This is a genomic window from Bradyrhizobium sp. USDA 4504, from assembly GCF_054063995.1.
This window is the reverse complement of the sequence record NZ_JBSSGV010000001.1, coordinates 5,019,810-5,046,568: the sequence shown is the minus strand read 5'-3', so window position 1 is coordinate 5,046,568 and position 26,759 is coordinate 5,019,810. Positions and strand designations below refer to the sequence as shown.

Below are 26,759 nucleotides of genomic sequence, written 5' to 3'. Positions count from 1 at the left end.
GGATGGCCACGGATGAGGCCGCAGGCCTTGCGGCCTCTATCTGAGCGCACCGAGCACGACGCCCGATGCGGCGATGATGCCGAGCGTGATGACACTGGCGCGCCACAAGAACTGCTGCCGGGCGGCGCGCCGGTCATGAAAGGCCAGCCAGTCGTGGACAAAGCCCGCGGGGATGTCGAACACCACCGCCGACTTGTTGCGACGGTGCGTTTCATGCTCGCAGTACATCGTCCGGACCGTCGGCACGCCCAGCCGCTCGAGCTCGCAGTGCCACTCCCAGGCATGCTTGCCGTTGGTCCAGCGATTTTCAAAGGGGATCACGTGTGATTCCATGACGAGCCTCCTGGCCCACCCTTGAACCTCACGCGACAAGTCTAGCCGATTTCATGGGCTGGCGCGAGATTGACGCCGCACCGGGGCTCGTGCCCGTGCGGCGCGATGGCGGTAACTCGTCCGGGCGCCATGGAGCGTCCCCGGCGGCCCTGCGCCGGGTCCGCCCGGCGGTGCAGAGGCCCGCTTTAGGCGGGCTCAGTCCAACTGCGCCAATGCGTCGGTTGAACATGGACGTGGTCATTTGAACCAACGACCCAGTCGGCGCCGTCCTTGTGGCAGGGGAACACGAGCGCATGGACCATTCCATCATAGTCCAGGACACAGACTTCGAGATCCCGGTCTGCTGGCGCAGTTGAAACGGGTAGCCATTCTGCGGGCAAGGTATGCATGATGTACCTCCGATGAAATGCATGCGGTTCTCTCGGTGCGACGGCCGGGGGCGTGGGGCATCTGGCTTGACGCCAGCACGCGAGCGTCTGTCGCTCGTCAGTTCCGTCACAAGCAGCGCTGCCGGCCTGCGACGCACAATCCACCGTCCGAACGATCTTGGCACGGATGACGATTGGCAAGTGTGAACCAGCTCGCACTGCTTTCAATCTTCTTCGACAGGATGATCGCCGTCGCGCGATCGATATTCCTACACGTCCGGACACTTTCTCAAGTCGTATGCACGAGCACGATCAGTCCCGCCACAATCAACGCGGCGCCGGCGGCATAGCTGAGGCGGTGGCCGACCGGGAGCAGCTTCTCGCAGGCGACGTAGACGGTGATGCCGACGATCCAGAGCAGGTTCATCACGCCGCCGACGAACAGCAATGCCATCAGGAACCAGCAGCAGCCGAGGCAATAAAGGCCGTGCCGCAGCCCCATGCGCAGCGCACCGGCCGTGCCCGGTCGCCAGTGCCGGCTCAGGAACAGCACCGGGCTCTGGCAGTAGCGCAGGCAGGCGCGCTTGAGCGGCGTGAACTGGTAGAGCCCGGCCAGCAGCAGGACGCCGCTGGCGAGCGTCGCGCTGGTAGCAGCCATCGCCATCGACAAGAGGCCGGCGAGGTCGAGTTGCCATTGCGCCAGCGTCGCGGCGAGGCTAAAGCCGGCCCAGATCGCGAGATAGCCGCACAGGAAGATCCAGGCCTCAGCGAAGGGAGAGGGCGTTGCCGATTGCTTGCGCTTCAGGGCGGCGAACAGCAGCACCATCGGCGCGACGCTCGAGATCATCATGGCGACCATCATCGTCAACCACATGACGAACACCAGCACGGCATAGGAAGGCGTCCATGGCGTCGGATCCATCGGCATATCAGCCATGCTCATGTCGATGCCGGCGCCGGCCAGGAGATAGGCCCAGGCCAGCGCCATCACCGCGGCGATGCCGCCTGCAAAGATCAGGCGGTCATGCCGCAGGACGTTTTCGAGCGCCGATGTCTCGCTCATGTTGGGATCCCAGCAGCCGAACGGCCGAACCGCGCCCGGCTGTGTCAGGCCGCGACGCCGTCCGGCGTCTGCACGACGTTGGCGAGCGAACTGTGCGAGCCCTTGGTCTCGTACTTGATCGCCCCCGTCGAGCGGATGTTGGAGGAGGCCACCTCGGCCCCCCTGTGCTCGAACCCCTCCGGCATCACGACCTGGATGCGATGCGGCGTGCCGGTGACAGGATTCTTGATCGGCTCGACCTCGGTCTCCAGCACGCCCTTGGCGACGAGCTTGGCGACGCGCCCGTTCTTGTCGAAGGAGAACTCGATCGGCACGAACACCGGATCATGGATCTTGGTCACGATCAGGCTGAAGATCTGGAACAGCGTGCCTTCGGCCGAATTCTTGCCGGACAGGATGTTGAACAGCGCTTCGCGCTGTTCCGCCGTGGCGCGCTCGTCGATGATCGGCTGCATCTGCCCGTTGCCCTCGTGAAGCGCGCCGGGAAAGTCGACGGTTGCCGCGAACACCAGGCCGTCGAGCTTGGTGCTGCCGAAATGCCCCTTGGTGATCCGCATGCCGACCATGCCTTTGCAGGAACCATGCGTCGGCAGCGCATTGAAATCGCAGGGGCAGCCAAACGCACAATTGCAGTTCTTGATCCATTCGCCTTCGAGACGCCAGTCAGAAGCCATGGCAAACCTCCATATGACTGTCGGTGATCAATGCAGGCGCTTCAGAATGCCTTCCGCTTCAAAAAAACCGGATCAGTTCAAGTAGGCCGGGATCATAGCAGCAACCGGTCCGGCGGTACAGGAAGCGCTGACGCCCGATCGCCCAAACATCGCCGCGGCGGCGCACGGAGGCGCCGATCGGGGAGGGAGGACGGACCGGGATTGAACGTCCCAGCCTCGACGTCAGACGAAATACCGAGCAAGTCGCTTCGTGTCGGGGGATTCCATGACAAGCCAAGGAGACCGTGCGGCGGCGACGACCGGCAAACCCTGGATTGGTGGTTTCGGGGCTGTCGCGGCTGTCACCCTTTCCGTCGCGACGGGTGCTGCCGCAAAGCCTCCGGGCCAGGACGCCGCCATGATGCGCATGCTGGCGTGCGACGGCGAAGGCGTCAGGATGGAGGTCTATCTACCGCTATCGGTTGCATTGGCAGGCCAAGGCCTGCGCGCCGGCCAGACGGTGATCGGCTACTACGCGCTCGACCTGACCGAGGCCAACAAGGGCAAGCCGCTTGAGCCGGTTCGCGTCACGATGAGCGCGGACAAGAAGATGGTGACCGTCGACCAGTACACAAGGGGACTGCCGCCGACACAGATTCCGGTGGGCGGGGGCACGGTCGATTTCGATCAGCGGTTTGCGAAACGCGCCGAATGCGGCCCGTTCCAGTCGCAGGACCCGAACTTCGGGAATTGATGCGACGCTAGCCGCGCGCGAATCCGCCGCGGAGCGTGCCGTTTCAAGGGGCGGCGTCCCCTTGCTGGCGCATGCCTAATCTCTCGGCAATGTGGCTTGACCCGGAGGCAAATGCCGACGAAGTTCCGCCTGCCGTGGTAATTTCTTCTGAATTTTCCCCTGAAGTCGCTACGTTCATTCCCGACTCGCGCCGGGCGTGGCTGCGCCTTGTCGTGGCCGTGGTGATCGGCTCGCTCGGCAGCGTCGGCATGTGGTCGGTCGTGGTGGCGCTGCCGGCGGTGCAGACCGACTTCGGCGCGACCCGCGGAACGGCCTCGCTCGCCTTCACCATGGTGATGCTCGGCTTCGGCCTCGGCCAGGTCGTGACCGGCAAGATCAGCGACCGCTACGGCATCGTCGCGGCGATCGGCGCCGGGATCGGCATCCTCGGCCTCGGCTATGTCGGCGCCGGCTACGCGCCGTCGATCTGGGCCTTCATCCTACTGCATTTTGCCATCGGTCTGTCGTCGGCGGCGACCTTCGGCCCGTTGATGGCGGAGGCGTCGCACTGGTTCGAGCGCTACCGCGGCCTCGCGGTCGCGATCGCCGCGAGCGGCAATTACGTCGGCGGTACGGTGTGGCCGCCGCTGGTCAATTTCGGCATGCAGAGTGTCGGCTGGCGCACCACCCATATTGCAATCGGCATCTTCACCGCGATCTCGATGCTGCTCGCACTCATGGTGCTGCGCGTGTTGATGGGCGCAGCGACCAGGCGCAGCCATGGCAACGCGGCACCACCGCGGGTCGACCTCAAGCTTTCCACCAACGCGCTGACCGCGATCCTGTCGCTGGCGTCGATTTCCTGCTGCGTGGCGATGTCGATGCCGCAGGTCCATATCGTCGCCTATTGCGGCGATCTCGGCTACGGCGTGGCGCGCGGCGCCGAGATGCTGTCGCTGATGCTCGGCTTCGGCATCATCAGCCGGATCGGCTCCGGCTTCCTCGCCGACCGGATCGGCGGCATCCGCACCCTGCTGATCGGCTCGATCGCGCAAGGCGCGGCGCTGTTGTTCTATCTGTTCTTCGACAGCCTGACCTCGCTCTACATCATCTCGGCGATGTTCGGCCTGTTCCAGGGCGGCATCGTGCCGAGCTACGCGATCATCGTGCGCGAGGCGATGCCGGCGTCGGAGGCCGCGACGCGGATCGGCATCGTGATCTTCGCCTCGGTGTTCGGTATGTCCTTTGGCGGCTGGATTTCGGGCGTGATCTTCGACGCCACCGGCTCCTATGCCGCCGCCTTCGCCAACGGCCTCGCCTGGAACCTGCTCAATGTCAGCATCATTCTGCTGCTCATGATGCGCTCGCGGCAGCGGGTGGCGCTGGCGTAATTCTCGATCACACCGCCTGGCCGGCCCTGAGCAATGAGCAGCCGGTGATCTTCAGGCTGCCGTCGGCCTGCCGCTCCAGCGTGTAGAGCGCCTCCCACGCCTCGCCATTGGCGTCGACGATATGGACGCGCTGTGCGATCCGGCCGCCGTCGCTGCGCGCCTCGCCGAACTCGAAGCTCCTGTGCCGATAGACCGGCGCGTATTGGTTCTGCACCATCGACATGAAGATGTCGGCTTGCGGAAAGATCTGCCGGATCGCCGGCGCGGCATGCGAATAGGCCGCCGCGGCGTCGTCGCGGCCGAACGCCTGCTCCTGCGCGCGGATCACGGCCTGCGCGGCGCCGACGTCGTCGGCCGCTGCGGGAGCGAGCGAGCCGAGCAGAATAGCGACGAACATCAGGATGATGCGCATGCGGTGGCACCGTCGACAGTCGACCTTCCAGCCGCCGCAAGGCTACTCCCGCACGACCACGGCGGCAACGGAGCAGGCGCATTCGGCGGCTGGCTCCGAACGGCCACGCAGCGCGATGTCAGTTGACGCGCCGATGGTGCCGCAGCGCCTCGGCAGTCGGGCATCCGGCGTGCCGCGCATGACGCGTTGCGAATGGCTGCTCGATGGTGACGATCTGGCAACCGTATTGCGCCGAAACCTCGGCGATGACGTTCGACACCGCGTCGTCGATGCGCGAGCCGGGCAGATGCGCGACGATCAGGTCGCCGATGCTGAGCCGCTTGCGGACGCGCAGGTCGTTGTCGATGCGGTAACTGAACAGGGCATGGATCACGCCGCGGCGATCGCGAATCGCGATCAGCCCGGTCTCGGGCGAGCTGCCGCGGCAGCGCCGGCGCACGAACCGCAGCCACTGATCTGTGGTAATACTGGCATCATGCATGAACACCAGCGGATAGGCCACGATCGCATGCTGATGGTCGATCGGAAGTGCCTGGAATTGCTCGTTCATCGCCGGATTCCCCGATGATGGCGAAACTGCTGGGGAAAGCGCGGCGCAGCATTGATCTGCATCAATGCCGCCGGCGGTTGATCCAGATCAAATCGGGGTTGATAGTGCCACGCACCTAACCAAGCGGACACCCGAAGCCATGAGCATTGCCGAGCCACTGCAGGATTCCTGTGCAGGCGCGACGCGTTCCGACTGCAGGCACGGCCGCGCCACGAATGGTTGCGAGGACTGCAAGGTCAGGCTGTTCAGCGTCTGCGCTGCGCTGGAGCCGTCCGAACTCGAGGAGCTCGACCGGATCAGCCAGGCAAAGCAGGTTCCGGCACGAACGACGCTGTTCGAGCAGAGTGCGCTGGCGGGCAGCGTGTTCAATGTCACCGACGGGGTCGTGCGGCTCTACAAATCATTGCCCGACGGCCGCCGCCAGATCGTGGGTTTCGCGCTGCCGGGCGACTTCCTCGGACTTGCGCTTCAGGACCGCTACGGCGTCACCGCGGAGGCGGTCAACGACGTCGCGGTTTGCCGTTTCGTGCGATCGGCGTTCCTCGCCTATGTCGACGGCAAGCCGCATCTGTTGCGCCGCCTGCATGAGTTCGCGGGGCACGAGTTGAGCCTGGCGCAGGACCAGATGTTGCTGCTCGGACGGCGCAGTGCCGAGGAAAAGATCGCTGCATTCTTGCTCCACATGCAGACGCGATACGCCCGGATCGGAAGCGTGTCCGTTACCGTGCCGCTGCCGATGAGCCGGCAGGACATCGCCGACTATCTCGGTCTCACCATCGAGACGGTGAGCCGCACGCTGACCCGCCTTGCGCGCGAGAAGGTGGTGTTGATCGTGCCCGATGGCGTGCGGCTGCTCGACCTCGAACGGCTCAAGCTGAGCGGCGCGAGCTGACGCTGCGGCGTCGGCTTTTGATCCAGCACAAGGCGATGCGCGCGCAGGCGCGCTAGGTCTCTCCATCACATGCAGGAGACGACCCATGCCTCTCGACACCATCCTCGTCATGATCGCGGTCACCGCGATGTTCGCCACCATTGCCGCCGTTATTGCGTGGGGCGACCGGCAGACGCGCGATCTGTGATACTGTCGTGTGATCAGAGCCATTCCGGTCCGATTGAATCGGAACGGGTCTCTGGATCGTTGTCTTGACGCGTTTTCGTCACGCGAACCGGTATCCACTTCGCCTGAAGACGCTCTATCTGATCGAGCCCTTGAAATTATCGATGTCCGGCGAGGGACGGGCGGGAAACAGCCGCGCGGTCGAGGAATTGTCAAGCCGGCGCTTGCACTTCGCTTCGTCGGCGTCCTTGTTCTCGGTGCCATCTTTGTTCGAGTAGCGCTTCTTCGCGAACAGATCGTCCTGCCGGTTGACGATCAGCATGGCGTGGTCGCGCTCGAGCGTGTCCGGGTTCTTGCGCTGCTCGTCGGAGCGGAACGTGCCGCCGACGATCTTGCCCGTCATCTCGTAGTCGCAGCCGGCCTTCCAGTCGCCCTGGTCCCACTTCCATCCCGTCGCCTTCAAGGTACCGTTGCTCTCGGTGGTGATCTTGATGATGGCGTTATGGGCGAGCCAGATGCCCGCAAGTCCGCTGCGCTTGTCGTCAAAGCCTTCGAGCAGCGCCAGGCGTTCGCGCTGCAATTCGTCGACGTGGTCGCGGGCATCGACGGTGAAGTGAACCTGGGAGCTCTGCTTGTTCCAGGCCGGGTGCAGGAATTCGGGATATTGCTGCGCCTGGCTCTTCACCCAGTTGCGCTGGTCGTCGATCAGCGCGCGCCGCGTCGCTTCGTCGAGGTGCGGCTGCAACGCCTTCCAGGCGCGGTTCAGCCGCCGGTCGTTGTCGGCCAGATCAGGGTCGGCGCAGATTTCCTCGTCGGTCGCCGTCTCCGGCCTGGTGCAGTCGAAGGTCGGGACGACGAAGGCGGTGTCCGCCCGGTCGGATGCCGTATCCTTGCCGGCGGCAAAATAGCTGCCGGTGACCTGCCACATCGACGAGCAGTCGACGAAGCCGTCCCACTCCTCGTCGTCGATGCTGCCGACGATCCGCAAGGTCTCGCCCTGGCGGCGGAGTTTGACTGACGGCGGCCTGGCGGGAGCGGCCGCAGCGTCGGCTTTCGGCTTGTCGGCCGCCGTGTCCGTATTGATCGCCACGGTGCCGGCGAGCCAGCCACTCCCCGCAGGCTTCAGGTCGGCGGTGAGCTTGCAGCTTCGCCTGCGGTCGCCGCCATAGTCGCCGCGCAGATCGGCGGCGAGGCGATAGGCGCCGCCGCCGGCAGGCGTCAGCGTGATGTTGCCGAAAGCGTTGACCCAGTTGCCGGCGAAGCCGGGACGGCCGGATGCCATTCCCTCAAGCGCGGCGGCGCGGCGGCGCAGGGCTTGCGCAAAGCTCTCCTTCAATTCGTCCGCGTCGCTATCGGCCAGCACCTCGGCGGCGTCGATGATCATCTCGTTGAACCAGGCCTGGTCGCGCTTCAAGAGCGGCTTGATGTTCGCAGGTATCTTGCCGAGCGCCACGTCGAACGCCCGGTCGATCTGCGTCACCAGCCTTTCGGTGCCGGCCTTCCTGCAGTCCGCGATCTTGATCGTGCCGTCGCCGCCATCGCCGCACAGCCTGATCGCGGTCGGCCCGCTGCTTGATGCCCGCAGATCATCGTCCAACGCAACGGACGGGCCGGATGCAAGGACCGCGATGGCCGCGACGGCGGCCGCAAACCGTGGAGAGCAAGGCATCGACGTCACCCGCACGGCCGCGCCATGCGGCCCCTGCGGCTTGGGTCGCCCGCCGCGCGCGCCGGGTTCAAAATGTCGGCGGCGTGCAGGCCGAAATCACCTCGCATGGCTTGGCGCCGATGCAGCGGAAGCGGTGCGGGCGGCGGCTTTCGAAGTAATAGGCGTCGCCGGCGTTGAGCACCCGCCGCTCGTCGTCGACCGTGACCTCGAGCCGGCCCGAGACCACGATGCCGCCTTCCTCGCCCTCATGCACCAGCGGCACCCGGCCGGTGTCGCTGCCGGGCTCGTAGCGCTCTTTCAGGATTTGCAACGCCCGGCCGAACAGGCTGTCGCCGATTTGCAGATAGGAGATCGGCTTCTTGCCGATCTCGGTCAGCTCGTCGGCGCGATAGAACGCCTTGCGCGGCCGCTCCGGCTCGATCGCGAAGAATTCGGCAAGCCCCATCGGGATCCCGTCGAGGATGCGCTTCAGGGCGCCGACCGACGGGTTCATCTGGTTGGATTCGATCAGCGAAATCGTCGAATTGGTCACGCCGGAGCGCTTGGCGAGTTCGCGCTGCGACAGCTTGTGCCGCGCGCGGATGAATCGAAGCCGACCGCCGATGTCGACGCTCATGGCAGTCCCCTTGGCAAATCTTTGTTGCAGGTGTTGCGGATCGAACAAATCTTGGCAGACCGCCTCAACAAGATCAATGGCTTGCGCTGCGGCAGAAAAGGACTTGTTGAGTGCCTGGAAGAGTGGTCCGACTAGCATCAGTCAGCAATGGAGCGCCGCCGTGACCGTTCATCAGATTCCGAACACCATCAAGACCGACTCGTTTTGGATGCCGTTCACGGCCAACCGGCAGTTCAAGAAGGCGCCGCGGCTGTTCTCCTCCGCCAAGGGCATGTACTACACCTCGGTCGACGGCCGGCAGGTGATCGACGGCTCAGCCGGCCTGTGGTGCGTCAACGCCGGCCACGGCCGCCCGCAGATCGCGGCCGCGGTCGAGCGGCAGTTGTCGACGCTGGATTTCGCGCCCTCGTTCAACATGGGCCACCCGCTGGCGTTCGATTTCGCCGAGCGGCTCGCCGAGATCGCCCCGAAGGGGCTGGATCGCGTCTTCTTCACCAATTCGGGCTCTGAATCGGTCGATACCGCGCTGAAGATCGCGCTGGCCTATCACCGTGCCGCCGGCCAGCCGAGCCGCACCCGCTTGATCGGCCGCGAGCGCGGCTATCACGGCGTCGGCTTTGGCGGCATGTCGGTCGGCGGCATGGTCGCCAACCGCCGCCAGTTCGCGACCCATCTGCCCGGCGTCGACCACATCCGTCATACCCACGATCTCGCCCGCAACGCCTTCGCCAAGGATCAGCCGGAGCACGGCGCCGAGCTCGCCGACGATGTCGAGCGGATGGTGGCGCTGCATGGCGCCGACACCATCGCGGCGGTGATCGTCGAGCCGGTGCCGGGTTCGACCGCGGTGCTGCCGGCGCCGAAGGGCTATCTGCAGCGCCTGCGCGAGCTCTGCACCAAGCACGGCATCCTGCTGATCTTCGACGAGGTCATCACCGGCTTCGGCCGCCTCGGCACCCCGTTCGCCGCCAACTTCTACGGCGTGACGCCCGACATGATGACGACCGCGAAGGGTATCACCAACGGCACCGTGCCGTGCGGCGCGGTGTTCACCAGCCGTCAGATCCACGACGGGCTGATGGTCGGCCCGGACAACGCCATGGAGCTGTTCCACGGCTACACCTATTCGGCGCATCCGGTGGCCTGCGCGGCGGGTCTTGCCACGCTCGACATCTACAAGGACGAAGCTCTGCTGACCCGCGGCGCCTCGCTCGCCGACTACTGGCGCGATGCCCTGCATTCGCTGAAGGGCCTGCCGAACGTGGTCGACATCCGCAACCAGGGCCTGATGGGTGCGGTCGAAGTCGCGCCGCGCGATGGTGTCGTCGGCGCGCGCGGCTACGACATCATGGTCGATTGCTTCAACCGCGGCCTCTACTTCCGCATGAGCGGCGACTCGCTGGCGTTGTCGCCGCCTTTGATCGTTGAGAAGTCGCACATCGACGACATCGTCTCGATCCTCGGCGACTCCATCAAGCGCGTGGCCTGATAATTGCTAGCTAGATATTAGCTGGCTCTACAAATTGCTGTCGCCGTTGCGAAGCAGAGTGGTTTCGCAGCGGCGATTGCGTTTTCGCTGCAGGATGTGAGGAAAAGTGAAGGTCCTTGTTCTCGGCAGTGGCGTGATCGGCGTCACCTCTGCCTATTACCTTGCACGCGCAGGCCACGAGGTGACGGTGATCGACCGTCGGCCGAAGCCCGCGCTGGAAACCTCCTTTGCCAATGCCGGCGAAGTGTCGCCCGGATACTCATCGCCGTGGGCCGGCCCCGGCGTGCCGGTCAAGGCGGTGAAGTGGCTGTTGATGAAGCACGGCCCGCTGGTGATCCGCCCCAAGCTCGATCCCGTGATGTGGCTCTGGCTCTTGAAGATGCTGCGCAACTGCACGACTGCGCGCTACGCGGTGAACAAGAGCCGGATGATCCCGATCGCGGAATACAGCCGCGACTGCCTGCAGGCGCTGCGCAGCGAGATCGGCATCCGCTATGACGAGCGTGCGCGCGGCACGCTGCAGCTGTTTCGCGAGCAGGCCCAGCTCGATCACACCGGCGACGATATCGCGGTGCTGAAGCAGTACGGCGTGCCGTTCGAGGTGCTCGGCCGCGAGGGCTGCATCGCCGCCGAGCCCGCGCTGGCCGGCGTGAAGGAAAAGTTCGCCGGCGGGCTGCGGCTGCCGCATGATGAGACCGGCGACTGCCACATGTTCACGCAGGCCCTGGCGCTGGAAGCCGAGAAGCTCGGCGTTCGCTTCAACTTCAATGTCGGCATCGACGGACTGAATGCGGACGCGACCCGGATCACCGGCGTCGCGACCAGCGCCGGGATGATGACGGCGGACGCCTATGTGCTGGCGCTCGGCAGCTATTCGCCGATCCTGCTGCGGCCGCTCGGCATCTCGCTGCCGGTCTATCCGGTCAAGGGCTACTCGATCACCGTGCCGATCAGGGACGCGTCCGGCGCGCCTGAATCGACCGTGATGGACGAGAGCTACAAGGTCGCGATCACCCGGCTCGGCGATCGCATCCGGGTCGGCGGCACCGCCGAGATCTCGGGCTATTCGACCAAGCTCTACGCCGCGCGGCGCGCGACGCTGGATCATTCGCTGACCGACCTGTTTCCGCGCGGCGGCGACCTTCCCAGGGCCACCTTCTGGTGCGGGCTGCGCCCGATGACGCCGGACGGCCCGCCGGTGATCGGCGCCACGCGCTTTGCCAATCTGCACCTCAACACCGGTCATGGCACGCTCGGCTGGACCATGGCCTGCGGCTCGGGCCGGGTGCTGGCGGACATGCTCTCGGGGAAGAAGCCCGAGATCGGCACCAAGGAGCTGTCGATCAAGCGCTACGATGTCAGGTTCGGGTAGGCCGCATCGCTGTACGCGAGCTGCTGGCGCAAGATGAGTTTATTTTGAGTCGAGCAACGGGCTCCGCTTCACCTCGCCCCGCTTGCGGCAGGGGTGTCCGGGGAAATTCAGGCATAGCGGAGCTCCATCTGGTCAGGTGAGATGGTTGATTTCCGACGGCTGGGGTTGATGGGCGGAGGTTTGTCGATGGCAGCGAGGGATCGACGCGTGAGCAGGAGCTGGCCGACGAGTTCGGCGAACCTGAGCGGGAGCATTTTGATGCAGTTGGTGTGAGCGGCGATGCGCAGCAGCAGGTAGGCAATCATCGCAGCGAGCACCTGAAGGCGGATCGCGTTGTCGTTGGCGCCGAGGAACTTGCGAATATCGAGATGCTGCTTGATCCAGCGGAACAGCAGCTCGATTTGCCATCGGCTCTTGTAGAGGGCGGCGATCTCGACGGCGCTACGGGCAAGGTCGTTGGTCAGGAGTGTGATCTTGCCGCCTTTCTCGCGTCTGATCTTGATGCGGCGGAGCGGGATTGGAAGGCGCGAATCGCCCTTGCTGGTGAGCTTCACCTCGTCATCGGCAAGGATTTCGAAGCCATCCCCGTTACGCTTGCGGATGGCGCGATGCCTGAGCGAGCGAAGACGGATGCTCGTCTTCGCCCGGGTAACGAAGAAAGCCTTGCTATCATTGATCTTCTGCCACCAGTCGAAACGGCAATAGCCCTTGTCAAACACATAGGTGGTGGCGGGCTGGATTGGGGTCTGTCGGCCGATCTCGATGTCATTGACGTTCGCGGCCGTCATCTCGACGCAGGTCGGGACATCGCTCCTTGGGTCGTAGACGACATGCAGCTTCATGCCGCGGATGCGGCCGTTCCACGTCGCCCAACTGCAGACCTTGCCGAGCGGGATCGGACTGGCGTCGATCAGACGCACCATCTCCATGCCTTCACTCCGCAGCTGGCGACGCGCCATCGCCGACAGCGCCGCAAAGGTTTGCGCGAAAATGCCGATCGGACGGCGGGCATTGGCATCGGACAACGTCGAGCGCGACAGCTTGCCGGTTCCCAAGTGATAGTGATGCTGCGAATTGGCGTTGAAGCCAGTCACCACCCCGCGCAGACTGCTGTTGCCGCTAAGCTGGGCATAGATCAGCGCCACCAGATGATCCCAGCTCCTGAACGACTTGTCGTAGGCATCCCCGTCCAGACGATCCACAACCGTCTGAAACTGCCGTCGATTGATCGGTTCAAGCAGCCTTCCAAAAATGCTACCGCGATATCGCATGCTCGGCCCTCTGTGTCTCGACAACCAGAAAAGACCGATTTGCCTCGGTCCTGCCGAGCATGCACCGCGACACAGTGAATCATTCCCCGGACACCCCTGCGCGCGCGGGGAGAGGTCGGAACGCATCGTCAGATGCGTTCCGGGTGAGGGGGAATCTCCGCAAACGCGGCTGTCGCCGAATACGCTGAGAAGGCCCCTCACCCCAACCCTCTCCCCGTAAGAACGGGGAGAGGGAGCGCAGCACCGTCGCGGCTGCGATTTTGCCCCAATCTCGTCACGCACTATTCGGCGGCGTTCTTCACGGGCGGTTCGACATCGTCGTCGCGCTTCGTTGCCGTCCAGCTCGACAGCGCATTCGAGAACCGGTCGAGATAGAGATACACGACCGGCGTCGTGAACAGCGTGAGCGCCTGGCTCACGATCAGGCCGCCGACCATCGCATAGCCGAGCGGTTGGCGGATTTCCGATCCCGTTCCGGTGCCCAGCATCAGCGCGACGCCGCCGAGCAGCGCCGCCATCGTCGTCATCATGATCGGGCGGAAGCGCAGCAGGGCCGCTTTCCGGATCGATTCACGCGGCGACCGATGCTCCTCGCGTTCGGCGGCGATCGCGAAGTCGACCATCATGATGCCGTTCTTCTGCACGATCCCGATCAGGAGGATGATGCCGATCAGCGCGATCAGGCTGAAATCGAACCCGAACGCCATCAGGATCGCCAGCGCGCCGACCCCGGCCGATGGCAGCGTGGACAGGATCGTGAGCGGATGGATGTAGCTCTCATAGAGCACGCCGAGGATCAGGTAGACCACGACCAGCGCGGCCAGGATCAGCAGCGGCACCGAGCTCAGTGACTGCTGGAAGGCCTGCGCGGTGCCCTGGAAACTCGAGCTGAGCGTGGCTGGAGCACCGAGATCGGCGACGGCGTTCTGGATCGCATCGGTGGCCTGGCCGAGCGCCACCCCTTGCGCGAGGTTGAAGCTGATCGTGGTCGCAGGAAACTGTCCCTGGTGCGCGATCGCGAGCGGGCGCACCGGAATAGTGGTCCACTTGCAGAACACGGAGAGCGGCACCTCGTCCCCCGTGGTCGGCGACTTGATGTAGAGCTTGTTGAGCGTGTCGAGCTTGCCCTGCAATTCGGGGAGGATCTCCAGGATGACGTGATAGCTGTTGAGCTGGGTGAAGTATTGGGTCACCTGGCGCTGGCCGAACGCGTCGTACAGCGTGTCGTCGATCAATTGCGGCTGGATACCGAAGCGCGACGCGGTGTCGCGATCGATGGTCAGCGTCAGCGTCGTTCCCTCGGTCTGCTGGTCGGTGGCGACGTCGCGCAGTTCCGGTAGCGTCTTCATCCTGGCCAGAATCTTCGGCGCCCATTCGTTCAGCTCGTCGAGCTTTGCATCCTGCAGCGTGTATTCGAACTGCGTCCGCGTGGCGCGGCCGCCCAGCCGGACGTCCTGGGACGCCTGCATGTAGAGACGTGCTCCCTCGACCGCCTCGAGCTTCGGCCGCAGCCGCGCGATGATCTGCTGCGCATTCGCGTCGCGCTCCTCGCGCGGCTTCAGCGTGATGTACATGCGACCCGAATTCAGCGCGGTGCCGCCGCCGCCGATGAACTCGGCCATGCTCTCCACCGCGGGATCGGCCCGAACGATCCTGCTGAGTTCTTCCTGGTGCCGCTCCATGTCGGCGAAAGAGATATCCTGGGCCATCTCCGCGTTCAGGAAGCCATTGTCCTGTTGCGGGAAGAATCCCTTCGGAATGATCAGGAACAGATAGACCGACAGTGCGACCGTCGCGAAGAAGATGCAGAGCGTGGTCCGGCTCCAGCTCAGCGCCCGATCAAGCCCTCGCTCATAGGCATGCAGCATCCTGTCGAATGCCGCCTCGCTCCATTGGTAGAGCCGGCCGTGCCTCGTCTCGCCATGCGCGCGCAGGAAGCGCGATGCCATCATCGGTGTCAGCGTCAGCGACACCACCAGGGAGACGAAGATCGCCATCGCCAGGGTCACCGCGAATTCGCGGAACAGTCGGCCGATCACGCCACCCATCAGCAGCAGCCCGATCAGCACCGCGATCAACGAGATACTGATGGACAGGATGGTAAACCCGATCTCGCCGGCGCCCTGCAATGCCGCGGCGAGCGGCCGCGCGCCCTGCTCGACGTATCGCGCTTTTCCAGCATCACGATGGCGTCGTCGACCACGAAGCCGACCGCAATCGTCAGGGACATCAGCGAAAGGTTGTCGAGCGTATAGCCGAACACTCACGTCAGCGCGCAGGCGCCGAGCAGCGCGAGCGGTACCGTGACGGCCGGAATCACCGTGGCCCAGAAGCTGCGCAGGAACAGGAAGATTACCATCACGACCAGAACGATGGTGATGAGCAGCGTGATCTGAACGTCCTCGACGGCGGCGCGGATGGTCAATGTCCGGTCGCTGATGATCTTGATCTGATGGCGGGCGGAATCGCGGCGACGAGCCTTGGAAGCTGCTCCGTGATCCTGTCGACCGTTCCGATGACGTTGGCGCCGGGTTGCTTGAAGATGACTAGGAACACGCCGCGTTTGCCGTCCGCCCAGGCGACCCGCTTCATGTCCTCCGACCCGGCGACGGCCTGGCCGATGTCGCGAATCCGCAACGGGCCGCCGTTGCGGTAGGCGATGATCACGTCATTCCAGTCCTTGGCATCCAGCAACTGATCGTTGGCGTAGATCGTGTAGGCACGGCTCGTGCCGTCGATGTTGCCCTTCGGACTGTCGACCGTCGTGATCGCGATCTGGCCGCGGATATCTTCCAGCGAGCGCCCCTTGGCGACCAGCTTGGCGGGATCGATCTGCACGCGGATCGAAGGCTTCTGCTGCCCGCCGATGAACACCTGGGTGACGCCCGAGATCTGACTGATCTGCTGCCCGAGCTGGGCGTCGACCGCGTCGCTCACGGTGATGAGGGGCAGGGTGTCCGAGGTCGCCGACAGCAGCAGGATCGGCGAGTCCGCCGGGTTGACCTTGCGATAGGTCGGCGGCGTCGGCAGGTTCTTGGGCAACTGGCCACCTGCGGCATTGATCGCCGCCTGGATGTCATTGGCGGCGCCGTCGATGCTGCGGTTCAGATCGAACTGAATGGTGACTGCGGTCGACCCGAGCGAACTCGTCGAGGTCATCTGGGCAATGCCCGGAATCTGCGCGAATTGCCGCTCCAGCGGCTGCGCAACCGAGGAGGCCATGGTCTCCGGGCTGGCGCCGGGCAGACTTGCGGAGATCTGGATGGTCGGAAAGTCGACTTGCGGCAGCGGCGCGACCGGCAACAGGGGATAGGCGACCATTCCGACGAACAGAATGCCGGCCATCAGCAGCGAGGTGCCGATCGGGTAGCGGATAAACCGAGATGAGATGCTCTCGTTCATTTCTGCGATCCAAATGAACGGCAGGCGCATCTTTTACCGAAGGTCGGGAGTCGTCCTCGAAAGCTCGAGCGCGAACGCGCGTTTTCCTCGCCATGGCCAATCGGCAGATCGCGGAGCTGTCTACCTGTTTTTGGCCAGCATAATCATTCCGGGGCATGCCGCGAATGGAAACGTCGGATCGCACATTCGACGTTCGTTCAATGGCCGGAATTCGCGTGCCGTTATCGCCGTTTGGGAAGCGTCAAAAATGTCGCTGGCGCAGAATATATCGTGGGACGACATATTATTGCGCGCGCGGTTGGCTCGACGCCACGAGGGGGCGTTATGATTGTTCAGCCGCGGCTTGTCCAATGCAACTTGCTCGTGCAGCGGTCCTAGGCGATGTCGAACTCGTCCTGCATCCTGGTCACGATGTCGCGAAGTTCTTTTTCCTTCGCCTCGTCCAGGGCGGTCTCGCGGGTGCCGCCGAGATCCCAGCTCGGCGTATAGCCCTTGAGCCGGATCAGCTTCAGGCCAGTGACACCGGATCGTCTTTCCAGCTCGGCCGTGATCTCGTGCTGCATTTGAAGCGTCTTCATCGCGCACCTCCGGGAACGCTATTCCGCTCAACAGGACAGCCAGCATCATGTTCCTCGCGAGCCCGCGCCGGATGTGTGTCCCGCCGTGCAGGAACGTGCGCCTTGCGGTCCACGTTGCTTCCGGTCGAACCAGGAAAGGACCTCACATGAAGAAACTGGCAACGATCGGATTGGCTGCGGCCGTGATGCTGTCGACATCGCTCGCCTTCGCGCAGGGTGGCGGCGCCGGTGGCGGATCGGCCGGCGGTGCAAGTGCAGGCGCGGGGACCGGAAGCTCCGGCACAGGAACCGGCACCGGCGGCACCACCGGGATGGGAACCGGCTCGGGAATGAGCAATCCGCCCGGCAGCACGACCGGGAACATGAACAACCCAGGCACCTCGACGCCGAACTACTGGACCGACCCAAACAACAATTCCGCGACCGGGACCGGGACTTCAAACCTTCCCGGCAACAACAGCGGAACGCGGACCAATCCGCGGTGATCGCGAAAGCCTCGCCTCAGCGCGGGGTTTTTCATTACGGTCGCGTTCGGCGACGAAAGAGCCCGGCGCGATGGCCGGGCTGGATCGCGAATATGAACAGATATGTATGTACCAGGCTTGGCAATGCGACGATCTAACCGAATGCCAACCTGATCGTCTGTGCACTTTAGCACACTTGCGCGGCCACCGTGCTCAGCGACCGCAGCCATCGCATCCGGCGCGGGCTTATGCGGCTCATATGCCGTAGAGCCCGCGGCGCTCTCGAATTCATATCCCGCCCTGAAGATATTGAGCCCGACGCAGACGCTCTCGCGTGCAGGCCAGACCGTTGAGGTTCGGCCGCGAGCGCGGCAGCGAACCGAAAGGTGATGTCATGTCTTCGCTTCAGATTGCTATCGGCGACCGGATCATCGAGCCGATGATCGCGCTTGCCGGCTGCACGACGCAACAGCACATCGTCGTGGCCGGCACGAGGAGCATGGAATTGATGTTCGAGCTGCAGCGGCGCGGCTACGCGCGCGCGGCGGCGTCGGGCAATTGCGGCTGCCCCGCCGGTCAGTACGACGTTGCGCTGGTCGATTGGCGGCGGCGCACGCTTCTCTCGCTCGAGCCGGCGCTGGACTGGTTGACGAATGTCCTTAGCGCCCGTGCGGTGCTGGTGGTGTGGGTCGATGCCCAGAAGCCCTCGGCCAACCAAAGCCTGCGGGCGTCGCTGGAGCGGCGCGGCTTCGTCGTCGAGCAGGGCATCGTGCATCAGTACGGCTGCGCGCTGTCGGCACGGAGGTCGCAAGCCCATCCGCTGCAGCTTGCGGCCTGACGCGCTGAACGCGGCTTATCGCGAGGGGAAATCACCATGTCCAAGGTGCGACGCGCCGTGATCCGCGAATGGATGTTGCTGGCGCGCGAGAAACGGCAATCCAGCGAGCAGGCGGCCGCCTTTGCAACGGCGTCGCTGCAGCGGCACGACCTGCCGCGCAGCAGCCGTCGAACACCGCATGAAATCATCATGCGGTGGCTGCGGCCACGCACCGGACGTCCTTGAGCGGTGGCCGCCGCCATCGTGGGGCGGGCGGCAATCAACAGCAGAGCGATCGATGCGTGCCCATGAGTTTGAGCTGCCCCCGCATGCGCCTCGCGGCGCGGAGGATCTTGTTGCCGAAATCGCGAGGTCAACGTCCGACGCTGCGGCCCGCAGCGCCGCGGCGCTCGCGCTGGTGTATTGCGACATCATCGCGGGCGAGGGACCCACGGTGGCCGGCCGGGCGCATTTCTCGCGAACGATCGACGCCGCCGACGCCGCGCTATGTGCGCGCATCCTCTGTGCCGCCGGTCGCGCCGGACATTCGGTCAGTCGCGCCGAAGCCGACGCGGGTTTTTGCGATCGATGCGGTCGGGAGCGAACGGGTCGATGACGGACGTTTCGACGACCTGCTTGCCAAGGCGGTGCTGCATCATCTGATGGGCGCCGCCGGCACAACCATTCCCGGCCGCGAGCAGGCGCTGGCCCGCGACAATCCGCTGGATGACTGGGGGGCGGCGATCGTGCTGGCTGCGGAACCGCGATCCTGGCTCGCCGGTCATCTTGACTGGATGAAGCCGTCATCCCCGGCCGCGCGCACCATCGATGCGGTGCTTCATGTCAATCCGGCAGGACCCCGGCTGCCGCTCGGCATCCTCTTCAACATGGAGGCCTGAACAAGCATAGCCCGTTGAGCCAACGGGTCGCGCGATGGCCCGCCGATGACAGGCTCCGCGACATCCGGGGCAGTCGGTCCCGCATGTCGCTGCGCGCATGCGGGCTACGATGGGTAAGGTCAGCGCGACGGCTTTGGGTTGGCTTTCTTCGCAGGCTTTGCCGTTGTGCCGACCGGCTGCACCCGCAAGCCGTCCACGAATACGTCCAACAGCCGGAGCGCAGTGGTCTGCCAGCCGGGCTGGTCGTGCATGTAGCACATGCCGATCAGCGCCCGCAGCACGTCCTCGGCGCTGATGTCGCCACGGATCGCACCGGCCGCGACCGCGCGCGCGAGCAGGGTGCCGATCGCCTTGGTCAGGCGGTCGAACGAATAGGCGTGCAGCTCGGTCGAGCCGTGAGCGACCAGCGCCAGTGCTGCGACCATGCCCTTCTTGGTGGCGACGAATTCCACGTTAGCGCGCAGCCAGCGCCGCAGCGCCTCGACCGGCTCGGGCGCGCATTGCAGTTGCTCGGCCAGATCGCCGAGCTGCTCGACCTCGCGGCGGTAGACCGCCTCATAGAGCGCTTCGCGCGTCGGGAAGTGGCGATAGAGCGTGCCGATGCCGACGCCGGCATGGCGCGCCACCGCCTCGAGACTCGCCTCGCTGCCGCCGGCCGAGAACACGGCCTTGGCCGCTTCCAGCACGCGCTCGCGATTGCGCACGGCGTCGGCGCGGGGCTTGCGTGCAATTTCTGGTGATCGAGCGGCCATCGCTTTTTCTTTTCACCCTCCCTTGTAAACGGAGGATGCCTCCGTATATGGCGACCAGCACCGGGCCTGACAAGGCGCGCCGATCCTGCATCGGCGGCCACGGGCTTCCGTTGCCTCGATTCAAACCGACCATACACGGATCGGAGCCCTGCATGAATCTCCCACTCAGCCTCACTATCAACGGTGTCCGCCGGGAAATTGCCGTCGACGACCCCCGCGTAACCCTGCTCGACCTGTTGCGCGAGCGGCTCGACCTCACCGGTACCAAGAAGGGATGCGACCGCGGCCAGTGCGGCGCGTGCACCGTCCTGGTCGACGGCCGCCGCATCAATTCCTGCCTCGCGCTTGCCGTCAGCCATGACGGCGCCGAGATCACAACCATCGAAGGCGTCGCGCGCGGCGACCAGCTGCATCCGGTGCAGGCCGCCTTCATCGCCCATGACGGCTTCCAGTGCGGCTTCTGTACGCCGGGCCAGATCATGAGCGGCATCGGCCTGATCCAGGAAGGCCAGGCCGGCGACGATCCGGAGCGCGTGCGCGAATGCATGAGCGGCAATCTGTGCCGCTGCGGGGCCTATCAAGGAATCACCGAGGCCGTGCTCGAGGCGCAGGCCGACATCAACGCGACCAAGCAGAGGCGCTCCGCATGATGAACTTCGATTATGTCAGGCCGGCCAGCGTCGCGGACGCGATCGCGGCGGCATCCGAGAAGGGCGCGAGCTATCTCGCCTCCGGCACCAATCTGCTCGACCTGATGAAGGGCGGCGTCAGCCGGCCGAGCCTTCTCGTCGACGTCACGCGTCTGCCGGGGCTCGACCGCATCGAGCATCTGGCCGACGGCGGCTTGCGGATCGGCGCGCTGGTGCGCAATGCCGATCTCGCGCATGACGCGGAGTTTGCGCGCGACTATCCGGCGGTCGCCGAGGCGTTGCTGTCGGGCGCGTCGGCCCAGCTGCGCAATGCCGCGACCGTCGGCGGCAACCTGATGCAGCGGACACGCTGCGCCTATTTCTACGACGCCGGCAGCGCCTGCAACCGGCGCTGGCCGGGCGCCGGCTGCGACGCGCTGAAGGGCGAGAACCGCCTGCACGCGGTGCTCGGCTGGAGCGAGGGCTGCATCGCAACCCATCCGTCGGATTTCTGCGTGCCGCTGGTCGCGTTCGACGCCGTCGTCGAGATCGAGGGCAAGACCGGCCGGCGCGAGCTGCCGCTCGAGGCGCTGCACCGTCTGCCGGCCGAGACGCCGGAGCGCGAGACCGCGCTGGAGCGCGGCGACCTGATCGTCGCGCTGCGGCTACCGGCCGAAGCGCAAGGCTTCTCCGGGCATGCCCGCTACATCAAGGTGCGCGAGCGCACGTCCTACGCGTTCGCGGTGGTCTCGGCCGCGGCCGGCTTGCGCATCGAGGATGGAAAGATCCGCGAGGCGCGGCTGGCGCTCGGCGGCGTCGCGGCAAAGCCGTGGCGAGCGCGCGAGGCCGAGCAGGTGCTCGCGGGCGCCGCGCCGGATGCGGCGACCTATCGCGAGGCGGCGCGCGCCGCGCTCGCGGGCGCAAAACCGTCCGGCGACAACGCCTTCAAGATCGAGCTCGCGCAGCGCATCGTCGTGCGCGCGCTCACCCTTGCTGCTGCAGGCACCCCGGATCGCATTCCCGCGCTGCCGGGCTCTCCCCTTCTCATCCGTTGCAGGAGCGTAACGCATGACGGCTGAACTCAATCTGACCCGCGACCCCGCCCATCTCAGGCACGGCTCGAATATCGGCCAGCCGCTGACCCGCACCGACGGCACGCTGAAGGTGACCGGCAAGGCCCGCTATGCCGCCGACAATCATCCGCCCGGCATGGTCTATGCCGTGATCGCGACCAGCTGCATCGCGCGCGGCCGCGTCACCGCGCTCGACGTCGCCGCCGCCAAGCGCCACCCCGGCGTCATCGACGTGATGACGCCGGCGCACAAGCCGGAGCTCGCCGAAGACCCCGACGCCAAGGGCAATCCGTTCGCCTTCCGCATGGAGCTCTTGCAGAGCGACGAGGTGCGCTACGCCAACCAGGCGATCGCGGTCGTGATCGCCGAGACGCTGGAGGCCGCCACCGAAGGCGCCGCGCTGCTGTCGCCGCGCTATCAGGTCGAGATCGCGCGTGTCGGTCTCGACGCCGGCGAAGCCTACGCGCCGCCGGTGGTCGGCATCGGTAATCCCGCCGAAGTCCGGCACGGCGATATCGATGCTGGCCTTGCCGCGGCGTCGAAGCGGATCGACGCAACTTACGAGACGCCCGCGCAGTACCACAACGCGATGGAGCCGCACGCGGTCGTCGCGGTGTGGGACGGCGACCGCCTGTTCCTCGACACGCCGAGCCAGGGCATGGCGATGGCGCAGATGCGGATCGGCGGCCTGTTCGGCGTTCCGCCCGGCAACATCCACATCAACAGCCCGTTCCTGGGCGGCGGCTTCGGCTCCAAGGGCCTGGTCTCCGGGCCGCAGGTGCTTGGCATCATGGCGGCGAAGCTTGTCGGGCGTCCGGTTAAGCTGGTGCTGCGGCGGAGCCAGATGTACGGCCCGGTCGGCCATCGTCCGCAGACCCGCCAGCGCATCCGGATCGGCACCGGTGACGACGGCCTGCTGACCGCGCTCGATCACGAGGCGCGCGTCACGACGTCGAGCTTCGACGATTTCTATGAGCCGGCGGCGGACGCCTCGCACACGCTCTATGCCAGCCCGGCGATCCGCACCGCGCATGAGGCGGTGCGCGTCGACACCGGCACGCCGCTGTTCATGCGCGCGCCGGGCGAGGCTACCGGATCGATCGCGCTGGAAAGCGCGATCGACGAGGCGGCGTTCGCCTGCGGCATCGATCCCCTGGAATTCCGGCTGAAGAATTATGCCGAGGTCGAGCCGACCACCGGCAAGCCGTTTTCCTCCAAGGCGCTGCGGCAGTGCTACGCCAAGGCCGCCGAACGTTTCGGCTGGGCGCGGCGTCCGCTGCAGCCGCGGCAGATGCGCGACGAGAACGGCTTTCTGGTCGGCTGGGGCATGGGCACCGCGACCTTCCCGGCGCTGATGTTCCAGGGCAATGCCCGCGCCGTAATCCGCGCCGACGGACGCGGCGTGATGGAGAGCGGCGCGCATGACATGGGGCAGGGCGCCTGGACCGCGCTCACGCAAATCTCGGCCGATGCGCTCGCGCTCGATCTCGGGCAGATCTCGTTCCTGTCGGGCACGTCGGACCTGCCGGATGCCGGCATCGCCGGCGGCTCCGCGCACACCGCAACGGTCGGTGCCGCGATCCACAATGCCGGTGCGGCGGTGATCGCAAAACTCGCCGAGCTTGCGACCTCCGATGAGCGCTCGCCGCTGTTCGGCGCCGGCAATGCCGGCGTGGTGGCGCGGGCCGGGCGGCTCCATCGCCGCGACGATGACGCGCGCAACGAAAGCTACGCCGAGATCTTGGCGCGCGCTGGCGTTGCCGAGGTCGAGGCCTCCGGCACGGGTGCGGCCGATCCGGCGGCGCAATCGCAATATGCGATGCACGCGCATGGCGCTGTCTTTGCTGAGGTGAAGGTCGATCCGGAGCTCGGCCAGATCCGCGCCACGCGGCTGGTCGGCGCGTTCGCCGCAGGGCGCATCATCAATCCGTTGATGGTGCAGAGCCAGCTGCGCGGCGGCATGATCTGGGGCCTCTCGTTCGCGCTGCACGAGGAGGCGGTGATGGACAAGCGGTCCGGCCGCATCCTGAATGCGAACCTTGCCGAGTATCATGTGCCCGTGAATGCCGACGTGCCGCCGATGGAGGTGATCACGGTCGACGAGCACGATCCCCATGTGAACCCGCTCGGCATCAAGGGCGTCGGCGAGATCGGCATCACCGGCAGCGCCGGCGCCGTCGCTAACGCCGTCTTCCACGCCACCGGCATCCGCGTGCGGAATTTCCCGATCAAGATCGAGGAAGTGGTGATGGGGTTGAAGTGATGCGGCTTGACGTGAGGGCTGTAATAACAGGTGTCGTCCCGGCGAAAGCCGGGAGGTGGATTCACATTCGAAGTGCAACACTTGAGCAAAGGACTCGGCAGGCGTGCGGTAGTCAAGGCATTTGCGCGGGGTTGTTGTAGGCGGCGATGAACTGGCGGAATCTGGCGGTCGAGAGGGTTACGAGATCCGTCTTGCGGGGAATAAAGCGGCGCATCCTGCCGATGGCGTTCTCGATGCCACCCTTCTGCCAGGGGGCATGGGGATCGCAGAAGAAGGTCGCGATCGAGAGGCGGTGCAGCGCCAGGTGACCGGCGAACTCGGTGCCGTTGTCGAAGGTAACGCTCTGGCGCAGCTCTTGTGGAAGGGGCGCGAAGAAGCCCACGAGATGGCGGGCGACACCGCGCGCGACCTTGCTGGCAAGGCGGATGCCGAGCAGCAGCCGCGAGGTGCGCTCATGCACGGTCAGCACGGCCTGACCGTATTTCGAGAACATCATCAGGTCGGCCTCCCAGTGTCCGGGCACGCTGCGGTCGGCCGCTTCGAGCGGCCGATTTGCCAGGGATACACGGCCTTCGATGAAGCTTGCGGGGCTGCCGCCCCGCTTGCCGCGGCAGCCGCGCTTGCTCTTGGCGCGCGGCAGATAGCGCCGCCAGTTGAAGTCCGTGGTGCGCCTGAGTTGGCGATAGATGAAGCGGTAGATGGTCTCGTGGGAGATCACCTTGCGCCCGTACTCGCGGGCCAGCCGGCCAGCGACCTGCTCGGGCGACCAGCCGCGGCGAAGGCGTTGCAACACCGCGCGGCGCAGGCCGGGCTCCCGTTCGAGGCGTCCGCCCGTCCAGCGCCGCGCTCGCATCTGGTGCTGGGCATAGCTCGGCTTGTAGCCGACCTGGCTCCCCCGATTGCGCCTCAGTTCCCGAGAGATCGTTGATGGCGAGCGATCCAGAGCTGCCGCGATTTGCCGGACCGAGCTGCCATTGGCCGATAGGCAGGCAATCTCGCATCGGTCGTCCAGAGAGAGCTGCTTGTAAGTCCGCCCCATGGCAACACCTCCTCAAGGAAGTGTTGCACTTCGTTTGTGAACTCAGGGGACCCATAACCACGAATGTGAGTTATGGCAGGACGCTGGGGCCGCTTCCCCTTCGACAATCAAGATTGGTGGTAATGGGTCCCGGCCCCCGTGCGCAATTGCGCACTAGGTCGGGACGACGCTGGATGGTTTTCGCCGGGACGACGGCGGAGAGAGTGGGGCCGTCACCCCGCCGCCGTCACGCAGTTCACCCACAGCACCACGGCCTTCGCATCGCGCGCGGGATTGGAGAACCGGTGCGGCCTCCGGCTCGCGAATCTGAAGCTGTCGCCTTGCTTCAGAGTCCAGGTCTCCGTGTCCACCGTCAGCGTCATCTCGCCCTGGAGCACGAGGCCGGCCTCTTCGCCGTCATGGGTATAGAACTCGTCGCCGGTGTTGCCGCCGGGCTCGAGATGCACCAGGAACAGGTTGAGCCGGCTCTCGCTGCCGGCCGGGCTCAGCAGCTGCTTTGAAATTCCCGTGCGCCACAGCTTCAGCTCGGCGCGCTGCACCTCGCGGGTCACGATGCCGCCGGCGCCGTCATCCCTGGGCGTCGCGCCGAACAGCGCGGCGATGCCGACGCCGAGTACGTCGGCCAATGTCGCCAGCACGCGCAGCGAGGGCGACGACAGGCCGCGCTCGATCTGGCTGATGAAGCCGATCGACAAATCGGTGCGCGCGGCGACCACCTCCAGCGACATTTCCTTGCTGCGGCGCAGGTCGCGGATGCGGCGTCCGACCGCGAGATCCATCGCCGGCTCCGCCGGCTTGCCGGCCGGTTTCCTGGCCGGTTTCTTGGCCGCGCGGCGTGCCGTTGCGGGCTTCGCTGCCGCGCCTTTACGCATTCTCTTGCCGCCGCTCACGTCAGTCCGCTTCCTTCATGTGCATGAAAACCGCTTGCATTGGCCGCGGTTTCGTGACCACAATTTCATATTGGTGAAAATAGGCCGGAACGGCGTCGACCGCAACCAAAAGCCCGAAACGCGCGGGCGATGCGGCGCCAAGGCCAGCTTCGGGAGGTGTTGCGATGTCGTTTCAGCGTCTCGTCCAGGCCGCGGTGGCGGCGCTTGCCCTTGCCTTGATCGCGCCGTCAGGGGCGCAGCAGGTGCTGAAGGTCGGCTCGACCCCGACCGGCATTCCCTTCACCTTCCTCGACACCAAGTCCAACTCGATCCAGGGCATCATGGTCGATCTCGCCACCGAGATCGGCAAGGACGCCGGCTTTACCGTGCAGATCGAGCCGATGCAGTTCTCGGCGCTGATTCCCTCGCTGACCGCGAACAAGATCGACATCATTGCGGCCGCGATGTTCGCCACCGCCGCGCGCAAGGAGGTGATCGACTTCTCCGAGCCGGTCTACACCTACGGTGAAGGTTTGGTGGTGCCGAAGGCCGACACCAAGGCCTATGCCTCGCAGGAGGATCTGAAGGGCACCGTGGTCGGCGCCCAGGTCGGTACTGCCTTTGTCGACGCGCTGAAGAAGACCGGGCTGTTCAGCGAGGTCAAGGTCTACGACACCATTCCCGACATCCTGCGCGACGTGAATGCGGGCCGTCTCAAGGCCGGCTTCGCCGATTATCCGATCCTCGCCTACAATCTGCAGCAGGGCAATTTCGCCGACGTTCGGCTGGTCGACGGCTACAAGCCGGTCACCGTCGGCACCGTCGCGATCGGTGTCCGCAAGAGCGACACGGAGCTGCTCGCGAAGATCAATGCCTCGCTCGCCAAGCTGAAGGCGAACGGCACGATCGCCAAGATCTTAGAAAAGTGGGGCCAGAAGGCCAACGCATCGTGAGTATTCATGTCCCGAAGTGATCCGTCATCCTGAGGTGCGAGCGA

24 protein-coding genes and 2 pseudogenes are annotated in these 26,759 nt (G+C 65.4%); 13 read left to right on the top strand and 13 right to left on the bottom strand.

Annotated features, from left to right (window positions below; all coding sequences use genetic code 11):
* Nucleotides 1-36 precede the first annotated feature (36 nt).
* The 3 genes from ACVMB1_RS23740 to ACVMB1_RS23730 form a co-directional block, all read right to left on the bottom strand.
* Nucleotides 37-333: a hypothetical protein gene (locus ACVMB1_RS23740; protein WP_028341258.1), complete on the bottom strand. Its 297-nt coding sequence runs from the start codon at nucleotides 331-333 to the stop codon at nucleotides 37-39.
* 657 nt (nucleotides 334-990) lie between these two features.
* Complete coding sequence (locus tag ACVMB1_RS23735) at nucleotides 991-1,764, bottom strand: DUF2182 domain-containing protein (protein WP_076824374.1); 774 nt, start codon at nucleotides 1,762-1,764, stop codon at nucleotides 991-993.
* Nucleotides 1,765-1,808: 44 nt separating this feature from the next.
* Complete coding sequence (locus ACVMB1_RS23730) at nucleotides 1,809-2,438, bottom strand: DUF1326 domain-containing protein (protein WP_057015186.1); 630 nt, start codon at nucleotides 2,436-2,438, stop codon at nucleotides 1,809-1,811.
* A gap of 265 nt (nucleotides 2,439-2,703) precedes the next feature.
* Here ACVMB1_RS23730 and ACVMB1_RS23725 point away from each other — a divergent pair, with 265 nt between their 5' ends.
* A complete protein-coding gene (locus ACVMB1_RS23725; RefSeq protein WP_244558650.1) occupies nucleotides 2,704-3,171 on the top strand; it encodes a hypothetical protein in 468 nt (155 codons plus the stop codon).
* A 134-nt stretch (nucleotides 3,172-3,305) separates the two neighbouring features.
* Nucleotides 3,306-4,541 (top strand): MFS transporter, encoded by a 1,236-nt coding sequence (locus tag ACVMB1_RS23720; RefSeq protein WP_076824390.1) that lies wholly within the window; start codon nucleotides 3,306-3,308, stop codon nucleotides 4,539-4,541.
* A 7-nt stretch (nucleotides 4,542-4,548) separates the two neighbouring features.
* On the opposite strand, the gene ACVMB1_RS23715 is transcribed toward ACVMB1_RS23720, so the two are convergent.
* Nucleotides 4,549-4,953, bottom strand: coding sequence for a DUF4864 domain-containing protein (locus tag ACVMB1_RS23715; RefSeq protein WP_076824372.1), 405 nt, complete (start codon nucleotides 4,951-4,953; stop codon nucleotides 4,549-4,551).
* 118 nt (nucleotides 4,954-5,071) lie between these two features.
* The gene (locus ACVMB1_RS23710) at nucleotides 5,072-5,455 is read right to left on the bottom strand and encodes a hypothetical protein (RefSeq protein ID WP_141342804.1); all 384 of its coding nucleotides are present in this window, start codon (nucleotides 5,453-5,455) and stop codon (nucleotides 5,072-5,074) included.
* Between the two features lie 187 nt (nucleotides 5,456-5,642).
* Here ACVMB1_RS23710 and ACVMB1_RS23705 point away from each other — a divergent pair, with 187 nt between their 5' ends.
* On the top strand, nucleotides 5,643-6,395 hold the full coding sequence (locus ACVMB1_RS23705) for a Crp/Fnr family transcriptional regulator (protein ID WP_057015183.1): 753 nt from the start codon (nucleotides 5,643-5,645) through the stop codon (nucleotides 6,393-6,395).
* A 301-nt stretch (nucleotides 6,396-6,696) separates the two neighbouring features.
* On the opposite strand, the gene ACVMB1_RS23700 is transcribed toward ACVMB1_RS23705, so the two are convergent.
* Both ACVMB1_RS23700 and ACVMB1_RS23695 read right to left on the bottom strand, forming a co-directional pair.
* Nucleotides 6,697-8,229: a lysozyme inhibitor LprI family protein gene (locus ACVMB1_RS23700; protein WP_083714866.1), complete on the bottom strand. Its 1,533-nt coding sequence runs from the start codon at nucleotides 8,227-8,229 to the stop codon at nucleotides 6,697-6,699.
* 67 nt (nucleotides 8,230-8,296) lie between these two features.
* Nucleotides 8,297-8,845, bottom strand: a complete 549-nt coding sequence (locus ACVMB1_RS23695; RefSeq protein WP_018273259.1) for a cupin domain-containing protein — start codon at nucleotides 8,843-8,845, stop codon at nucleotides 8,297-8,299.
* 160 nt (nucleotides 8,846-9,005) lie between these two features.
* Between ACVMB1_RS23695 and ACVMB1_RS23690 the strand changes: the two genes are divergently transcribed.
* Both ACVMB1_RS23690 and ACVMB1_RS23685 read left to right on the top strand, forming a co-directional pair.
* The gene (locus ACVMB1_RS23690) at nucleotides 9,006-10,334 is read left to right on the top strand and encodes an aspartate aminotransferase family protein (RefSeq protein WP_035631725.1); all 1,329 of its coding nucleotides are present in this window, start codon (nucleotides 9,006-9,008) and stop codon (nucleotides 10,332-10,334) included.
* A 106-nt stretch (nucleotides 10,335-10,440) separates the two neighbouring features.
* Nucleotides 10,441-11,706 carry a D-amino acid dehydrogenase gene (locus tag ACVMB1_RS23685; protein ID WP_076824368.1) on the top strand — a complete coding sequence of 422 codons (1,266 nt, stop codon included), beginning with the start codon at nucleotides 10,441-10,443 and terminating at the stop codon, nucleotides 11,704-11,706.
* 107 nt (nucleotides 11,707-11,813) lie between these two features.
* Here the strand turns inward: ACVMB1_RS23685 and ACVMB1_RS23680 are convergent, their stop codons facing one another.
* From ACVMB1_RS23680 to ACVMB1_RS23670, 3 genes and pseudogenes are all read right to left on the bottom strand, one after another.
* Nucleotides 11,814-12,977, bottom strand: a complete 1,164-nt coding sequence (locus ACVMB1_RS23680) for an IS4 family transposase (RefSeq protein ID WP_057015126.1) — start codon at nucleotides 12,975-12,977, stop codon at nucleotides 11,814-11,816.
* Nucleotides 12,978-13,258: 281 nt separating this feature from the next.
* Nucleotides 13,259-16,379: pseudogene (locus tag ACVMB1_RS23675) on the bottom strand (efflux RND transporter permease subunit).
* A 374-nt stretch (nucleotides 16,380-16,753) separates the two neighbouring features.
* Nucleotides 16,754-16,957, bottom strand: a complete 204-nt coding sequence (locus ACVMB1_RS23670) for a hypothetical protein (RefSeq protein ID WP_016844551.1) — start codon at nucleotides 16,955-16,957, stop codon at nucleotides 16,754-16,756.
* 146 nt (nucleotides 16,958-17,103) lie between these two features.
* Here ACVMB1_RS23670 and ACVMB1_RS23665 point away from each other — a divergent pair, with 146 nt between their 5' ends.
* From ACVMB1_RS23665 to ACVMB1_RS23650, 4 genes are all read left to right on the top strand, one after another.
* On the top strand, nucleotides 17,104-17,442 hold the full coding sequence (locus tag ACVMB1_RS23665; RefSeq protein WP_076824366.1) for a hypothetical protein: 339 nt from the start codon (nucleotides 17,104-17,106) through the stop codon (nucleotides 17,440-17,442).
* A 373-nt stretch (nucleotides 17,443-17,815) separates the two neighbouring features.
* Entirely contained in the window at nucleotides 17,816-18,259 is a 444-nt protein-coding gene (locus ACVMB1_RS23660; protein WP_076824364.1) for a hypothetical protein, read from the top strand.
* Nucleotides 18,260-18,295: 36 nt separating this feature from the next.
* Nucleotides 18,296-18,484, top strand: coding sequence for a hypothetical protein (locus tag ACVMB1_RS23655; RefSeq protein ID WP_057015177.1), 189 nt, complete (start codon nucleotides 18,296-18,298; stop codon nucleotides 18,482-18,484).
* Nucleotides 18,485-18,747: 263 nt separating this feature from the next.
* A complete protein-coding gene (locus ACVMB1_RS23650) occupies nucleotides 18,748-19,137 on the top strand; it encodes a hypothetical protein (protein ID WP_057015176.1) in 390 nt (129 codons plus the stop codon).
* 119 nt (nucleotides 19,138-19,256) lie between these two features.
* Here ACVMB1_RS23650 and ACVMB1_RS23645 read toward each other — a convergent pair whose 3' ends face one another.
* Nucleotides 19,257-19,889: a TetR/AcrR family transcriptional regulator gene (locus ACVMB1_RS23645; RefSeq protein WP_076824361.1), complete on the bottom strand. Its 633-nt coding sequence runs from the start codon at nucleotides 19,887-19,889 to the stop codon at nucleotides 19,257-19,259.
* A gap of 152 nt (nucleotides 19,890-20,041) precedes the next feature.
* Between ACVMB1_RS23645 and ACVMB1_RS23640 the strand changes: the two genes are divergently transcribed.
* From ACVMB1_RS23640 to ACVMB1_RS23630, 3 genes are read left to right on the top strand one after another with little or no spacing between them, the layout of a single operon-like run.
* On the top strand, nucleotides 20,042-20,539 hold the full coding sequence (locus ACVMB1_RS23640) for a (2Fe-2S)-binding protein (RefSeq protein WP_076824359.1): 498 nt from the start codon (nucleotides 20,042-20,044) through the stop codon (nucleotides 20,537-20,539).
* Nucleotides 20,536-21,597, top strand: coding sequence for an FAD binding domain-containing protein (locus ACVMB1_RS23635; RefSeq protein ID WP_456849272.1), 1,062 nt, complete (start codon nucleotides 20,536-20,538; stop codon nucleotides 21,595-21,597). The genes ACVMB1_RS23640 and ACVMB1_RS23635 overlap by 4 nt, the downstream gene beginning before the upstream one ends.
* Nucleotides 21,587-23,854, top strand: a complete 2,268-nt coding sequence (locus ACVMB1_RS23630) for a xanthine dehydrogenase family protein molybdopterin-binding subunit (RefSeq protein WP_076824355.1) — start codon at nucleotides 21,587-21,589, stop codon at nucleotides 23,852-23,854. Before ACVMB1_RS23635 ends, ACVMB1_RS23630 begins: the two co-directional genes overlap by 11 nt.
* 54 nt (nucleotides 23,855-23,908) lie before the next feature.
* Here ACVMB1_RS23630 and ACVMB1_RS23625 read toward each other — a convergent pair.
* Together ACVMB1_RS23625 and ACVMB1_RS23620 are read right to left on the bottom strand one after the other, a co-directional pair.
* A pseudogene (locus ACVMB1_RS23625) lies at nucleotides 23,909-24,893 on the bottom strand (IS30 family transposase); the annotation flags it as partial.
* Nucleotides 24,894-25,105: 212 nt separating this feature from the next.
* Nucleotides 25,106-25,765, bottom strand: a complete 660-nt coding sequence (locus ACVMB1_RS23620) for a cupin domain-containing protein (RefSeq protein ID WP_057015194.1) — start codon at nucleotides 25,763-25,765, stop codon at nucleotides 25,106-25,108.
* Nucleotides 25,766-25,947: 182 nt separating this feature from the next.
* Here ACVMB1_RS23620 and ACVMB1_RS23615 point away from each other — a divergent pair, with 182 nt between their 5' ends.
* Nucleotides 25,948-26,715 carry an ABC transporter substrate-binding protein gene (locus tag ACVMB1_RS23615; protein ID WP_057015171.1) on the top strand — a complete coding sequence of 256 codons (768 nt, stop codon included), beginning with the start codon at nucleotides 25,948-25,950 and terminating at the stop codon, nucleotides 26,713-26,715.
* Nucleotides 26,716-26,759 lie beyond the last annotated feature (44 nt).